Source organism: Nocardioides psychrotolerans, from assembly GCF_900113685.1.
In the GTDB taxonomy this organism is placed as follows: domain Bacteria; phylum Actinomycetota; class Actinomycetes; order Propionibacteriales; family Nocardioidaceae; genus Nocardioides; species Nocardioides psychrotolerans.
In genome coordinates, this window is record NZ_FOQG01000008.1 from 76,831 (window position 1) to 90,854 (window position 14,024).

General features: G+C 68.6%; 12 protein-coding genes. 3 read left to right on the forward strand and 9 right to left on the reverse strand.

Going from position 1 to position 14,024, the window contains the following annotated elements; translation table 11 throughout:
- Window positions 1-22: 22 nt before the first annotated feature.
- Genes BM204_RS11510 through BM204_RS11520 form a run of 3 tightly spaced genes read right to left on the reverse strand, consistent with a single transcriptional unit; the run spans window position 23 to window position 2,743 of the window.
- Window positions 23-832: a sulfate ABC transporter permease gene (locus tag BM204_RS11510; protein ID WP_091113357.1), complete on the reverse strand. Its 810-nt coding sequence runs from the start codon at window positions 830-832 to the stop codon at window positions 23-25.
- Window positions 825-1,703, reverse strand: coding sequence for a sulfate ABC transporter permease subunit CysT (gene cysT / locus BM204_RS11515; protein ID WP_091113360.1), 879 nt, complete (start codon window positions 1,701-1,703; stop codon window positions 825-827). The genes BM204_RS11510 and cysT overlap by 8 nt, the downstream gene beginning before the upstream one ends.
- On the reverse strand, window positions 1,700-2,743 hold the full coding sequence (locus BM204_RS11520; RefSeq protein WP_091113361.1) for a sulfate ABC transporter substrate-binding protein: 1,044 nt from the start codon (window positions 2,741-2,743) through the stop codon (window positions 1,700-1,702). Before BM204_RS11520 ends, cysT begins: the two co-directional genes overlap by 4 nt.
- A gap of 274 nt (window positions 2,744-3,017) precedes the next feature.
- Between BM204_RS11520 and BM204_RS11525 the strand changes: the two genes are divergently transcribed.
- A complete protein-coding gene (locus tag BM204_RS11525) occupies window positions 3,018-4,970 on the forward strand; it encodes a 2-oxoacid:acceptor oxidoreductase subunit alpha (RefSeq protein WP_091113364.1) in 1,953 nt (650 codons plus the stop codon).
- A complete protein-coding gene (locus BM204_RS11530; protein WP_371863261.1) occupies window positions 4,967-6,070 on the forward strand; it encodes a 2-oxoacid:ferredoxin oxidoreductase subunit beta in 1,104 nt (367 codons plus the stop codon). The genes BM204_RS11525 and BM204_RS11530 overlap by 4 nt, the downstream gene beginning before the upstream one ends.
- 82 nt (window positions 6,071-6,152) lie before the next feature.
- Here the strand turns inward: BM204_RS11530 and BM204_RS11535 are convergent, their stop codons facing one another.
- Together BM204_RS11535 and BM204_RS11540 are read right to left on the reverse strand one after the other, a co-directional pair.
- Window positions 6,153-6,542 (reverse strand): hypothetical protein, encoded by a 390-nt coding sequence (locus BM204_RS11535; RefSeq protein WP_091113367.1) that lies wholly within the window; start codon window positions 6,540-6,542, stop codon window positions 6,153-6,155.
- 66 nt (window positions 6,543-6,608) lie between these two features.
- Window positions 6,609-6,995 carry a hypothetical protein gene (locus tag BM204_RS11540; protein ID WP_143099733.1) on the reverse strand — a complete coding sequence of 129 codons (387 nt, stop codon included), beginning with the start codon at window positions 6,993-6,995 and terminating at the stop codon, window positions 6,609-6,611.
- Between the two features lie 23 nt (window positions 6,996-7,018).
- On the opposite strand from BM204_RS11540, the gene rarD reads away from it, so the two are divergent.
- Window positions 7,019-7,930: an EamA family transporter RarD gene (gene rarD, locus BM204_RS11545; RefSeq protein ID WP_218031243.1), complete on the forward strand. Its 912-nt coding sequence runs from the start codon at window positions 7,019-7,021 to the stop codon at window positions 7,928-7,930.
- 12 nt (window positions 7,931-7,942) lie between these two features.
- On the opposite strand, the gene BM204_RS11550 is transcribed toward rarD, so the two are convergent.
- Genes BM204_RS11550 through nuoL form a run of 4 tightly spaced genes read right to left on the reverse strand, consistent with a single transcriptional unit; the run spans window position 7,943 to window position 14,008 of the window.
- Entirely contained in the window at window positions 7,943-8,956 is a 1,014-nt protein-coding gene (locus BM204_RS11550) for a polyprenyl synthetase family protein (protein WP_371863260.1), read from the reverse strand.
- Complete coding sequence (nuoN, locus tag BM204_RS11555) at window positions 8,953-10,542, reverse strand: NADH-quinone oxidoreductase subunit NuoN (protein WP_091113372.1); 1,590 nt, start codon at window positions 10,540-10,542, stop codon at window positions 8,953-8,955. Before nuoN ends, BM204_RS11550 begins: the two co-directional genes overlap by 4 nt.
- The gene (locus tag BM204_RS11560; protein ID WP_091113374.1) at window positions 10,542-12,080 is read right to left on the reverse strand and encodes an NADH-quinone oxidoreductase subunit M; all 1,539 of its coding nucleotides are present in this window, start codon (window positions 12,078-12,080) and stop codon (window positions 10,542-10,544) included. The genes nuoN and BM204_RS11560 overlap by 1 nt, the downstream gene beginning before the upstream one ends.
- Window positions 12,077-14,008 (reverse strand): NADH-quinone oxidoreductase subunit L, encoded by a 1,932-nt coding sequence (gene nuoL / locus BM204_RS11565; RefSeq protein ID WP_091113377.1) that lies wholly within the window; start codon window positions 14,006-14,008, stop codon window positions 12,077-12,079. Before nuoL ends, BM204_RS11560 begins: the two co-directional genes overlap by 4 nt.
- Window positions 14,009-14,024 lie beyond the last annotated feature (16 nt).

A 14,024-nucleotide genomic window follows, 5' to 3' on the forward strand; every position in this document is an offset into this window, starting at 1 on the left:
GTCGGTTCGTGGTGGGAGAGGGTCAGTGAGCGCGCTTGGGGCGCAGGAAGGCGACGACGACCAACGCGGCGATGCTCACCACGATCAGCAGGAACGACGTCGCGTAGGCCGTCTCCTGCTGGAAGTTCTGGTATTTCGCCTCGACCACGAGCGTCGCGGTCTGGGTCTGCCCGGTGATGTTGCCGGAGACGATCTTCACGGCGCCGAACTCGCCGAGGCTGCGCGCCAGGCTCAGCACGACGCCGTAGACGACCGCCCACTTGATGCTGGGCAGGGTGATCCGCCAGAAGGTCTGCCGGGTGCTGGCGCCGAGGCTGCGTGCCGCCTGCTCCTGGTCGTCACCGATCTCGTGGAGGACGGGGACGACCTCGCGGATGATCAGCGGCAGGGCCACGAAGCAGGTCGCCATGATCATGCCGGGCGAGTCGAAGATGATCTGGAGGCCACGACTCTCAGCAGCGGGCCCGATCCAGCCGTCGCGCCCGTTGTAGACCAGGAGCAGCGCAAGGCCGACCACGACCGGCGACACCGAGAGGGGGAGGTCGATGAGCGCCGAGAGCACCCTCTTGCCAGGGAACTCGAAGCGCACCAGCAACAGCGAGATCCCCACACCGAAGACCAGGTTGATGACCACGGCCCACAGGGCGACCATGAGCGTCAGCTGGAGGGCCCCGATGACCTGCTCGTCACTCAGGGCATCGGTCAGGTTGGTGAGGCCGTTGCTGAAGGTCTGCTGCACGACCAGGCCGACCGGCCAGGCCACGAGGAAGAAGACGTAGCCGACGGCCACCAGCCGCAGCAGCCACTTGGTGGGGGTGGAGACGTCAACCACGGCGGGCCACCCTCCGCTGGACGACGTCGAGCGCGACGATCACGACCAGCGCGACCGCGAGCATGATCGAGGCGAGCGCGGCGGCTGACTGGTTGTTGCCGTTCTCGATGAAGGTCAGCACCCGCACCGAGACGACCTCGGTCTGGAAGGGCCGGTTGCCGCTCAGCAGCACCAGCGAGCCATACTCCGAGATCGCGCGCGCGAAGGACAGCGCCGCACCCGCCGCGATGGCCGGCGCCAGGCTCGGCAGGATGATCCGGCGCACGATGGTGGCGCGGCTCGCGCCCAGGGAGGCGGCGGCCTCCTCGACGTCGGCCTCCAGCTCCTCGAGGACCGGCTGGACCGTGCGCACGATGAAGGGCAACGTCACGAAGGCCAGCGCCAGGGTCACGGCGTTGGGCGTGAAGGCCCAGTGCAGCCCCAATGGGCTGTTGGGCCCGTAGAGCGAGAGCAGCACCAGTCCCGCCACGATCGTCGGCAGGGCGAACGGCACGTCGATGATGACGTCGAGCAGCCGCTTCCCCCAGAAGTCGTCGCGCACCAGCACCCAGGCGATGATCGAGCCGATCACGATGTTGACCAGGGTCACGACCAGGGCCTGGGAGACCGTCAGCGTGACCGCGGCCCACGTCTGGTCGTTGCGCAGGACGTCGAAGTAGCCCGACCAGCCACCCTGCCCGGCGGCGGCAATGACGGCGGTGAGCGGGATCAGGACCAGCAGGCTGAACCAGATCATGGCCACGCCGAGCCCGAGGCCGGCGCCCCTGGTCAGCGTGTTGTGTGGCGTCGTGCGGCGGACACGCCGCGGCCGGCGTCCCTCGGGGGACGCCGGCCCGGCTGCAGCACTCGCACCGATCAGGGCGGAGGTCATTCCTCGCCGACCTGACCGGTCGTCTGCTGGAGCTCGGTGATGATGCCGAGCGGGTTGTCCTCCTCGCCGTCACCGAAGTAGAGGTCCGCGGCCTCGCCCCACCCGTTGAAGGTGTCGTCGATCGTGAACAGCGTCTGTGGGGTCGGGAACGGGTCGGCCGGGTCGTTGGCGCCCTCGACGTCCTCGATCTCGACGCCGTCGACGACCGGACGGAAGCCCGACTGGGCGTAGTCGGCCTGGGCCTCGGGCGAGGTCATGAACTCGAGGAACGCCTGCGCGGTCTCGTCCGCGTCGACCGTGACGGTGGCCGGGTTCTCGATGAGGAGCGTGTCCGGCGGGACGACGTAGTCGATGTCGGCACCGTTCTGCTTGGCCAGGATCGCCTCGTTCTCGTAGGAGAGGAGGACGTCGCCGGAGCCGTCGGTGAAGGCGGTGGTCGCCTCGCGACCGCTGCCGGGCAGGGCGATCGTGTTGTTGAGCAGGGAGGTGGTGAAGGCACGGGCCTCCTCCTCGCTGCCACCGTTGCCGGTGATGTGCGCCCAGGCCGCCAGAATGTTCCAGCGGGCCGAGCCGGACGAACCGGGGTTGGGCGTGATGATCTCGACGCCGGGCTCGACGATGTCGTCCCACGTCTCGATGCCGTCGGGGTTTCCCTTGCGGACCACGAACACCACGACCGAGGACGTGGCGATGCCGTTGGTGGCGTTGTCCTTCCAGTCCTCGGCGACCAGTCCCTCACCCACGAGGCGCGTGACATCAGTCTCGAGGCTGTAGTGGACGACGTCGGCGTCCGCGCCGGCGACGACCGCGCGGCTCTGGTCACCCGAGGCGCCGTACGACGTCTGGAACGTCACGTCGGCACCGTCGGCGGTGCCCTCGAAATCGTCGAAGACGGGCTCGTTGGCCGCCTCCATCACGGAGAACGCATTGACAGTGACCGTCTCACCGGAATCGCTGCTGCCACCCGCAACAGAGCACCCGGTCAAGGCCAGCACCCCGGTGACAGAAGCAGCCACCGCGGCCTTGATCGTCTTCTTCATGACTTCACTCTTTCGTTGGCTGCCGGACGAGGTTGCCGGCATCGTTGTCACTAATGTCGAGCAGAATAATCAGGTTAAGTGCTTAAAAGCGAATATCCGGGCCGTGTCGCGACTCACTGGTCCAGACGGGGAGACGGCCCGCGCTGCCCACGAGGGCGGACTATCGTGAAGGTCGCGACCGGACTACCGGTCAAACTGGAACGTGTTCCAGTTTTGGCGATCCTCCGGATACGATCCGGGGCAGCAACGAACGACGTGACGAAGGTGGGCGAGGGTGTCCAAGCAGGTCAAGCAGCTCGATCGGGTGATCATCCGGTTCGCGGGCGACTCCGGTGACGGGATGCAGCTCACGGGTGACCGGTTCACCCAGGAGTCAGCGGTGTTCGGCAACGACCTGGTGACGCTGCCCAACTTCCCCGCCGAGATCCGCGCCCCTCAGGGCACGCTGCCGGGCGTCTCGTCGTTCCAGGTCCACTTCGCCGACCACGACATCCTCACCGCGGGCGATGCCCCCGACGTGCTGGTCGCGATGAACCCGGCTGCGTTGAGGGCCAACTTGGGCGACCTGCCCAAGGGTGCGCAGATCATCGTGGACACCCACGACTTCACCGCCCGCAACCTCACCAAGGCCGGCTACGACACCAACCCGCTCGACTTCCTCGGCGACGCGAACGACGCGTTGGGTGAGTTCTCGGTGTTCCCGCTCGACCTCACCGGCATGACCGTCGAGGCCGTCAAGGAGTTCGGCCTGTCCCGCAAGGACGCCGCCCGCGCGAAGAACATGTTCGCCCTCGGGTTGCTGTCCTGGATGTACGGGCGCCCCACCGAGTCCACCACCGCGTTCTTGTCCAAGCGGTTCGCGAAGGTCCCGGCCATCCGCGACGCCAACATCACGGCGTTCAAGTCCGGCTGGAACTTCGGGGAGACCACCGAGACGTTCGTGGTCCAGTACGAGATCAAGCCCGCCCCCATGGCGCCGGGCACCTACCGCAACATCACCGGCAACCTCGCCCTGTCCTACGGCCTCGTCGCCGCCGGCGTGCAGTCCGGGCTGCCGTTGTTCCTCGGGTCCTACCCGATCACCCCGGCCTCCGACATCCTCCACGAGCTCAGCAAGCACAAGTCCTTCGGCGTCACGACGTTCCAGGCCGAGGACGAGATCTCGGGGATCGGCGCCGCCATCGGCGCGTCCTTCTCCGGCCAGCTCGGCATCACCACGACCTCGGGGCCGGGCATCGCGCTCAAGGGTGAGTTCATCGGCCTGGCCGTGATGACCGAGCTGCCGCTGCTCGTCATCAACGTCCAGCGCGGTGGTCCCTCGACGGGGCTGCCCACCAAGACCGAGCAGTCCGACCTGCTCCAGGCCATGTACGGCCGCAACGGCGAGGCCCCGGTCCCGATCATCGCGCCGCAGTCGCCGGGAGACTGCTTCGACGCCGCTGTCGAGGCAGCGCGGATCGCGATCACCTACCGCACCCCCGTCATGCTCCTCTCCGACGGCTACCTCGCCAACGGATCCGAGCCCTGGCGGATCCCCGACATCGAGGACCTCCCCACCATCGACCCGAAGTTCGCCACCGAGCGCAACAAGACGGTGACCAAGAAGGGCAAGGACGGCGCCGAGGACACCACGACCGAGGAGTTCTGGCCCTACCTGCGCGACGAGGAGACCCTCGCGCGCCCCTGGGCGATCCCCGGCACCCCCGGTCTCGAGCACCGCATCGGCGGCCTCGAGAAGGGCGACGGTCACGGCAACATCTCCTACGAGCCGGCCAACCACGACCTCATGGTCCGCACCCGCCAGGCCAAGGTCGACCGGATCGCTGAGTCCCTGCCCCCGCTGCAGGTCGACGACCCCACCGGTGAGGCCAAGGTCCTCGTCATCGGCTGGGGCTCGACCTACGGCCCGATCGGTGCCGGCTGCCGCCGCGTGCGCAAGGCCGGCTACCACGTGGCCCAGGTCCACCTGCGCCACCTCAACCCGTTCCCGAAGGACCTCGGCGAGATCCTCGCCCGCTACGACAAGGTCCTCGTCCCCGAGATGAACCTCGGCCAGCTCTCCCTGCTGCTGCGCGGCAAGTACCTCGTCGACGCCGTCGGCTACAACATGGTCCGCGGGCTGCCCCTCAAGGCCGCCGACCTCGCCGACGCCATCGGCGCGCTCGTCGCCGACGCCGAGGGCATCACCGTCGACCTGACCCCGATCGCCGAGGAGGCGAGCTCGTGAGCACGACCGAGAAGCTGCCGTTCCCGGGGCTGCGCTCCGGCGTTGACCTGGTCCCCACCAACGACACCCCCCAGACCGGCAAGGAGTACACCTCCGACCAGGAGGTCCGCTGGTGCCCCGGCTGCGGCGACTACGCCGTCCTCAAGGCCGTGCAGGGCTTCCTGCCCCAGCTCGGCCTGCGCCGCGAGAACATCGTCTTCGTCTCCGGCATCGGCTGCTCCTCACGCTTCCCCTACTACCTCGACACCTACGGCATGCACTCCATCCACGGACGTGCGCCCTCGATCGCGACCGGCATCGCCACCGCTCGCGAAGACCTCTCCGTGTGGGTCGTCACCGGCGACGGGGACGCGCTCTCCATCGGCGGCAACCACCTCATCCACGCGCTGCGCCGCAACGTCAACATGACGATCCTGCTGTTCAACAACCGGATCTACGGCCTCACCAAGGGCCAGTACTCCCCCACCTCCGAAGCAGGCAAGATCACCAAGTCGACCCCCATGGGATCGGTCGACCACCCCTTCAACCCCGTCTCGCTCGCCCTCGGCGCCGAAGGGTCCTTCGTGGCCCGCACCATCGACTCCGACCGCAAGCACCTCACCGCCGTGCTGTCGGCCGCCGCCGCCCACCGCGGCACCTCGTTCGTCGAGATCTACCAGAACTGCCCGATCTTCAACGACGGCGCGTTCGACGCGATCAAGGACAACGACACCAAGGCCGACGCGATCATCCCGCTCGAGCACGGGAAGGCCATCACCTTCGGCACCCGCGACGACGAGGGCCACGGCGCCAAGGGCCTGATCCGCGACCACGAGACCGGTGGCGTCAAGGTGGTCCTGACCGCCGACGTCGCCCCCGACGCCCTGCTGGTCCACGACGCCCACAACCCCGACCCCTCCACCGCGTTCGCGATCAGCCGACTCACCGACTCCGGCTACCTCAACCAGTCACCCATCGGGATCTTCCGCCAGGTCGAGCGCCCGACCTACGACGACCAGACCCGTGCCCAGATCAGCTCCGCCAAGGACGCCGCCCCCGGCGACCCCACCGAGCGCCTCACCGCCCTCGTCAACGGCGGCGACACCTGGACCATCGTCTGAGGCTCGCACCCACCTGCACGACGACGTACGAGGGCCCTGCCGGACGGCAGGGCCCTCGTGCGGTGTCAGGGGGTGGTGTCGGTCAGGCAGGGACGATGCAACCCACGGGACGGTAGGCCGGCTTGTACTGCGAGGTGCCGGGGACGAGGACGCGGAAGCAGCTGCCACGCGGACCATCGAAGTTGAAGAGGAACTTGCCGGTGCCCGTGGTCTTCTTCTGCGAGACCGGCTTGTAGGAGCACTTGTCGCACTTCTTCTTCTGGAGCTTGACGAACTTGTTCTTGTAGGTCGTGACCTGACCCTTGGCGAAGAACTTGCCGGTGTTGCCGTACTCGCCGGCCTTCAGGTTGATGATCTTGTGCGGCTGGCGGGCCTTCTCGGACACGTCGGCGGAGGCGGTGCCCGCGAGGGACAGGGCGCCGAGCGCGAAGATGGCAAGGAACGAGGCGATGAGGCGGGACGATGACCGCATGGGGGATTCTCCTAGGGATGGGGACCGACGCTCATTACCTATCCCCCCGGACCCACTGCTAAACCGCTAGGGACGACATGTCTCGCGGGCACACGCGAGCCACACGCGTCCCTCGGTCCGGTCGTGCGTCGCCGTGCCGGCGACGTAGCCCCGGTAGCGCCACGTGGGCTTGACCGTGCGGGGGAACGCGATGCGGATCCGGAAGCGGCCGTCGGCGTCGGTGCGCACGGTCTCGTAGGGCTTCCAGGCACAGGTCGCGCAGAGCCGGCGCTGGTAGCGGACCAGCCGCTCCGAGGCGTCGGGGGTCACGCGCCCGACGAGGTAGTTGCTCCCGTCGACCCGACGGGCCTGCTCGGTGAAGGTCTGCGGCTCTGCTGCTCCCGTGGGGCCCGATAGTCCCATCGAGAGGAGCATCGCCAGGCCGAGCACCGTCATCGCCTGCCAAGTCGCCATGGACCGCAGCCTATGCTCGCCGGGTGCCGGAGTCGCGGAAGGGATTGCTGCTCGGCGCCTCGGCCTACCTGCTCTGGGGACTCTTCCCGCTCTACTGGCCGCTCCTGGAGCCCGCCGGAGCCGCCGAGATCCTGGCCCATCGCGTCCTCTGGTCGTCAATCACCATGGGCTTGCTGGTGCTCGTGCTGCGGCGTACGACGCACCTGCGGGCCTTCCTGACGAATCGGCGCCTGCTCGGGCTCCTCGCCCTCTCGGCCGTGACCGTGACGTCCAACTGGGCGCTCTACATCTGGGGCGTCAACAACGGCCGGGTCGTCGAGACCTCCCTGGGCTACTTCATCAACCCGTTGGTCACAGTCCTCATGGGCGTCGTCCTCCTCGGCGAGCGGCTGCGACGACCCCAGTGGGCGGCCATGGGCGTCGGGCTGATCGCCGTCGTGGTGCTGACCCTCGACTACGGCCGGTTGCCCTGGCTCGCCCTGGCCCTGGCCTTCTCGTTCGGCACCTACGGCCTGGCCAAGAAGACAGCCGACGTCGGCGCTGTCGAGGGTCTCGCCTTCGAGACCATGCTGGTCACACCGTTCGCCCTCGCGTACGTCGGATGGCTGGTCGCCACGGGCGCCTCCAGCTTCGGCACCGAGGGAGCGGGCCACGCGGCCCTCCTGGTCACGACCGGCCTGGTCACCGCGGTGCCGCTCATCTGCTTCGGCGCGGCGGCCACCCGCATCCCGATGGTGACGATCGGGCTGCTGCAGTACCTCGCGCCGGTGCTGCAGTTCGGCTTCGGCGTCTTCTACTTCGGCGAGGACATGCCGACGGGTCGGTGGATCGGCTTCGCGCTGGTGTGGGTCGCCTTGGCGATGTTCACCTGGGACGCCCTGCGCCACCGTCGTCGCCAGCTTGTCCTCAGCGTGGCCGGCGCGACCGCCGCCTGAGGTGGCGGACCCTCAGGCGGAGCGCACGGCCACGATGTCGGCGAAGGCCTCGAGGGCACTGCGGACCGAGCCCTCGGGCAGGACCGCCAGGTGGCTCTTGGCCTCCTCCGCCTGGGCCACGACGTAGGCGCGAGCCTCCTCCATCGCAGGATGCCTGCGCAGGAGGTCCAGCGCCTCCGCGTGGAGGACGTCGTCGGTGAGGTCGGCGTCCAACAGCTCGATCAGGCGCGCGTCGGCCGGGTCGGTCGACGCACGGGCCATCAGGCTGGGCAGGGTGGGCACGCCCTCGCGCAGGTCGGTGCCCGGGGTCTTGCCGGACTCGTCGGACTCGGAGGCGACGTCGAGGATGTCGTCGGAGAGCTGGAAGGCCGACCCGACGATCTCGCCGTAGGCGGTCAACGCGTCCTCGACCTCGCGGCTGGCACCACCGAAGCGGGCTCCGTAGCGCGCCGACGTGGCGATCAGGGAGCCCGTCTTGCCGGCCACCACGTCCAGGTAGTGCTGAAGCGGGTCGTCGCCGGGTGCCGGAGGGACCGTCTCGAGGATCTGTCCCTCGACCAGGCGCGTGAAGGTCTCGGCCTGGATGCGGACCGCGTCGGCCCCGAGGCGCGCCGTCAGCTCGGAGGACTTGGCGAAGAGGAAGTCCCCGGTGAGGATCGCGACCAGGTTGTCGAAGCGGGAGTTGGCCGAGTCGGCACCACGGCGCAGGTCGGCCTCGTCCATGACGTCGTCGTGGTAGAGCGAGCCGACGTGGGTGATCTCCACAACGCAGGCCGCCGTGACCACCTCGTCGCTCTCCGGGTGGTCACCTGCCTCCGCCGCGAGCAGGACCAGGAGCGGCCGGAACCGCTTGCCGCCCGCGGACAGCAGGTGGCGCGCGGCCTCGGTGACGTAGGGCGCACGGCTCTGGGAGTGCTCGAACAGGGCGCTCTCGACGACGGTCATGCGCTCACGCAGCCGGGCCGCCAACCCCTCGTCGGTGATGGGCAGCGCCAGCTCTGCGGGACTGGGCAGGATCGACCTCACCTGATGAATTGTCCTGCCTGGGTCACGAGGTCGAGCACCGGGCCGGGCAGGACGCCCAGGAACAAGGTCGCGAGCACGCACACCCCCACCGTGACCGAGGTCAGCAGCGACGGCGTGGTGACCGAGGCCACCTCGCCGTCCGGCTCGGAGAAGAACATCAGTCGGATGTGGCGGATGTAGAAGTAGACCGCGATGATGCTCGACGCGATGGCGACCAGCACGACCGGCCAGGCGCCGGCCGACATCGCCACGGTGAAGACCGCCCACTTGCCCACGAACCCGGCGGTCAGCGGGATGCCGGCCATCGAGAGCAGGAAGAACGCGAAGGCGGCGGCGACCAGCGGCGAGCGACGGCCCAGCCCCGCCCAGCGCGGGAACGAGGTGGACTCGCCCCCGGAGTCACGGACCATCGTGACGATCGCGAAGGCACCGACGCTCGCGAAGCCGTAGGTGGTGAGGTAGAACAGCACGGCCTCGAGCGAGGTCACCTGTCCGACGGCGAGGTCGCTGCTCGCCTGCAGCCCGAGGACCCCCGTGAGCACGAAGCCCGTGTGCGCGATCGAGGAGTAGGCCAGCATCCGCTTGACGTCGGTCTGGACGACCGCGAGAACGGCGCCGATCAGCATCGTCAGGATCGCGACGACCCAGAGCATCGGCTGCCACGACCAGCGGTCGGAACCGAAGGCGACGTAGAAGAGGCGCAGCAGGGCGCCGAAGGCAGCGACCTTGGTGGCGGCCGACATCCAGGCGGTGACCGCGGTGGGCGCGCCCTGGTAGACGTCCGGCACCCACGACTGGAACGGCACCGCACCGACCTTGAAGAACAGGCCGACGGCCAGCATGCCCATGCCGATGAGCAGCAGCGCCTCGTTGTCGGCGTCGTTGCGGACCGCCTCGTTGATCGCGCCGAACTGCATCGAGCCGGCGAAGCCGTAGACCAGGGCGACCCCGTAGAGGAAGAAGCCGGACGAGAACGCGCCGAGCAGGAAGTACTTCAGCGCCGCCTCCTGGCTGAGCAGCCGACGACGACGCGCCAGCCCGCAGAGCAGGTAGAGCGGGAGCGAGAGCACCTCGAGCGCGACGAACATCGTCAGCAGGTCGTTGGAAGCCGGGAACAGCATCATGCCGCCCACCGCGAACATCATCAGGGGGTAGACCTCGGTGTGGTCCAGGCCCTGGGTGGAGGCCTGACGCTCTGCCTCGGTGCCGGGCAGCGCAGCCGCCTGGCCGGCGAACGCCGAGACCCCTCCCTCGAGCCGACGCTCGGCGAAGAGCGCGACGCCGGCGATCGAGAACACGAGGACCAGGCCCCACAGGTAGACGGTCGGACCGTCGATGACCAGGGTTCCCTCGACCCCGAGGAGGCCGCGCGCGGCTCCGTCGCCGAGGGAGGTCAGGCCGGTGCCGACCACGACGGTGCCGACGAGCGCCGCCGCGAGACCCCCGAGGGCGAGGACGACCTGGACGACGCGGCGACGCTCACGAGGCAGGAAGGCCTCGACGAGGACCCCCGCCGCCGCGACGCCGAAGACGAGGAGCAGCGGCCAGAGCTCGGCGTACTCGATGGTGGGCTTGACGAAGTCCATCAGCCCTCGCCTCCTTCCGTGGCAGCGTGGTCAGGGACGGAGCCCGCAGGTACGTCGGGCGGCGCGTCGCTGACGCCGACGTAGGCCATCAGCGAGTCGATCGTCGGGTTGGCGACGTCGAGCAGCGGCATCGGGTAGAAGCCGAAGAGCACCAGCGCCAGCATCAGCGGAGCGATCGCGCCCAGCTCGCGCTTGCCGATGTCGGGGGTTCCCTCGACGCCGGTCGGCGTCGGACCGGTCATCACGCGCTGGTACATCCAGAGGACGTAGATGGCGGACAGCACGATGCCCGTGACGGCGATCGCGCCGACGTACCAGTGGTAGTCGAAGGCCGAGAGCAGCACGAGGAACTCGGAGACGAACGGGCTCAAGCCTGGCAGTCCGAGGGTCGCGAGACCCGCGACCAGGAACAGACCGGCGAGGATCGGGGTGGCCTTCTCGATGCCCGCCATCTCGCTGATCAGCGTCGTGCCCCGGCGACGGATCACGTAACCCGCGAGCAGGAAGAGCGCGGCGGTGCCGAGGCCGTGGTTGACCATGTAGAGGATCGAGCCGGTGCCGCCCTGGCTGCTCAGCGCGAAGATGCCGAGGGTGATGAAGCCGAAGTGGCTCAGCGAGGTGAGGCCGATAAGGCGCAGGACGTCGTCCTGGCCGATCGCGACCAGGGCGCCGTAGACGATCGAGACGAGCGCCAGGACCATGACCAGCGGTGTGGCCCACTGCGAGGCCTCGGGGAACATCCCGAGGCAGAAGCGCAGCATCCCGAAGGTGCCGATCTTGTCGAGGATGCAGACCAGCAGCACGCTCGTGCCCGGGGTGGCCTTCTCGGTGGTGTCCGCGAGCCAGGTGTGCACCGGGAAGAGCGGTGCCTTGATCGCGAAGGCGATGAAGAAGCCGGCGAAGAGCCAGCGCTCGGCGTTCTGGGACATCTCGAGCTGAGAGAGGTCCGAGAGCAGGTAGGACGGCTCGCCCTGCTGGGCGGAGACGACGTAGAGCCCGATGACCGAGGCCAGCAGGATCAGCCCACCGGCCAGCTGGAACATGAGGAACTTGACCGCGGCCGCGGCCCGGCCCGCGCGACCGAAGCCGCCGATGAGGAAGTAGGCCGGGATCAGCGTGACCTCGAAGACGACGTAGAAGAGGAACACGTCCGTGGCGCAGAAGACCGCGAGGGACATGGCCTCCAGCGCCAGCGCCCAGGCGAAGAACGCCTTGGTGTCGCCGTCGTCGCCGTCGAACCAGCCGGCGACCATGACGACAGGGACCAGCAGCACGGTCAGCAGGATCATCAGCAGGCCGAGGCCGTCGACGCCGAGGGCGTAGTTGACGCCGAACGCCTCGATCCAGGTGTGCTGCTCCTGGAGCTGCATGCCGCCGTCCACGTCGTACTGGACGGCGATGGCGACGCCGAGTGCGAGCGTGAGCAGGCCGAAGCCGATCGCGAGCTGCTTGGTCAGCGTGGCGGGCGCGAAGGCGACGACCAGGGCTCCGACGAGCGGGGCGACGACCAGCAGGGTGAGCCAGGGGAACTCGTTCACGACAGGTTCACCGCCAGCAGCGCGAGGACGACCAGCAGGACGCCGGCGAGGACAGAGAGGGCATAGGAGCGCACGAAACCGTTCTGGATCTTCCGGAGCTGGCCACCGATCCCCGACACCGCCGAGGCGCCGCCGGTGAAGACGCCATCGGCGCCGGATCGGTCGAAGGTGAGCAGGCCGCGCACGAGACGTCGGCCGGGGTTGACGACGACAGCCTCGTTGATGGCGTCGCCGTAGAGGTCGGCGCGCGCAGCGCGGGTGGCGAAGGAGACGTCCTGGGGCGGCGTGAGCGCGATCTCGCGCTTGCCGACGAGGAACCACGCGGTGGCGACACCGATGGCGGCCGTGAGGGTCGCGAGGACGGTGACCGCCAGCGCCGGGATCGGGGGCTCGTGGTGCTCGCCCTCACCGACGACCGGGACGAGCCACTCCACGATCCAGTCACCCAGCAGCAGGACGCCGCCGAGGACCGAGAGCGCGGCGAGCACGACCAGCGGGATCGTCATGGTGGACGGTGACTCGTGCGGGTGCACGTCGGCCTTCCAGCGCTTCTCGGTGAAGAAGGTCATCAGCATCAGCCGGGTCATGTAGAAGCCCGTGACGCCGGCTCCCACGAGGGCGGCGAGGCCGACGAAGACGTTCTCGGCGAGGGCCGTCTCGATGAGCTTGTCCTTGGACCAGAAGCCCGAGAAGCCGGGGAACCCGATGATGGCGAGGTAGCCCATGGCGAAGGTCAGGAACGTCACCGGCATCGCGTGACGCACCGCGCCGTAGCGACGCATGTCGACGTCGTCGTTCATGCCGTGCATGACCGATCCGGCGCCGAGGAACATGTTGGCCTTGAAGAAGCCGTGCGTGAGGAGGTGGAAGATCGCGAACGCGTAGCCGACGCCTCCCAGACCCGCACCCAGCATCATGTAGCCGATCTGGCTCATCGTGGAGCCGGCGAGCGCCTTCTTGATGTCGTCCTTGGCGCAGCCGAGCACCGCACCCCAGAGCAGCGTCACGACCGCGACGACCACGACGGTGGTCTGGGCGACAGGCGCAAGCTCGAAGATGAAGTTGGAGCGCACCACGAGATAGACACCGGCGGTGACCATGGTGGCTGCGTGGATCAGCGCCGAGACCGGGGTCGGGCCCTCCATGGCGTCGAGGAGCCACGCCTGCAGCGGGACCTGGGCGGACTTGCCGCAGGCGCCGAGGAGGAGGAGGAGTCCGACGGCGTTGAGGGTGCTCTCGGTCGCGCCGGAGGAGGCCGCGCTGATGCCCGAGAAGCTCGTCGTGCCGAAGGTGAGGAACATCAGGAAGATCGCCAACGACAACCCCATGTCGCCGACCCGGTTCATGACGAACGCCTTCTTGGCGGCAGCAGCCGCGCTGGGCTTGTGCTGCCAGAACCCGATCAGCAGGTAGGAGGCGAGACCCACGCCCTCCCAGCCGAGGAAGAGGCCGACATAGTTCTCCGAGAGGACCAGCATCAGCATCGCTGCGACGAAGAGGTTGAGGTAGGCGAAGAACCGGCGGCGGCGGGGGTCGTGCTCCATGTAGCCGATGGAATAGACGTGGATCAGCGTGCCGACCCCCGTGATCAGCAGCAGGAACAGCGCTGACAGCGGGTCGTAGAGCAGGTCCATGCCGACGTCGAGGCCGCCGACCTGGATCCAGTCGTAGAGGTGCTGGCCGATCTGTCGCTCCTCCTCGCCGCGTCCGAGGAGCGTGATGAACATCAGGAGGCTGACGACGAAGGAGCCGAGCGCCGTGGCGGTGCCGAGCAGGTGTCCCCAGCGGTCGGTGCGGCGACCGCCGAGCAGGAGGATCACGGCGCCGAGGAGCGGCAGCCCGATGACCAACCACATCAGGGAGAAGATCCCGTCGGCCTGCGCGGGGTCGACCACCGGGATGTGGACGGACTCAGTCAATGCGTACATCTGGTTGTCGAGCCTC

Coding starts and splice junctions, on each gene's coding strand:
- cysT (WP_091113360.1), bottom strand. CDS start 1,703: ATGACCTCCGCCCTGATCGGTGCGAGTGCTGCAGCCGGGCCGGCGTCC.
- BM204_RS11520 (WP_091113361.1), bottom strand. CDS start 2,743: ATGAAGAAGACGATCAAGGCCGCGGTGGCTGCTTCTGTCACCGGGGTG.
- BM204_RS11535 (WP_091113367.1), bottom strand. CDS start 6,542: ATGCGGTCATCGTCCCGCCTCATCGCCTCGTTCCTTGCCATCTTCGCG.
- BM204_RS11540 (WP_143099733.1), bottom strand. CDS start 6,995: ATGGCGACTTGGCAGGCGATGACGGTGCTCGGCCTGGCGATGCTCCTC.
- nuoN (WP_091113372.1), bottom strand. CDS start 10,542: ATGGACTTCGTCAAGCCCACCATCGAGTACGCCGAGCTCTGGCCGCTG.
- nuoL (WP_091113377.1), bottom strand. CDS start 14,008: ATGTACGCATTGACTGAGTCCGTCCACATCCCGGTGGTCGACCCCGCG.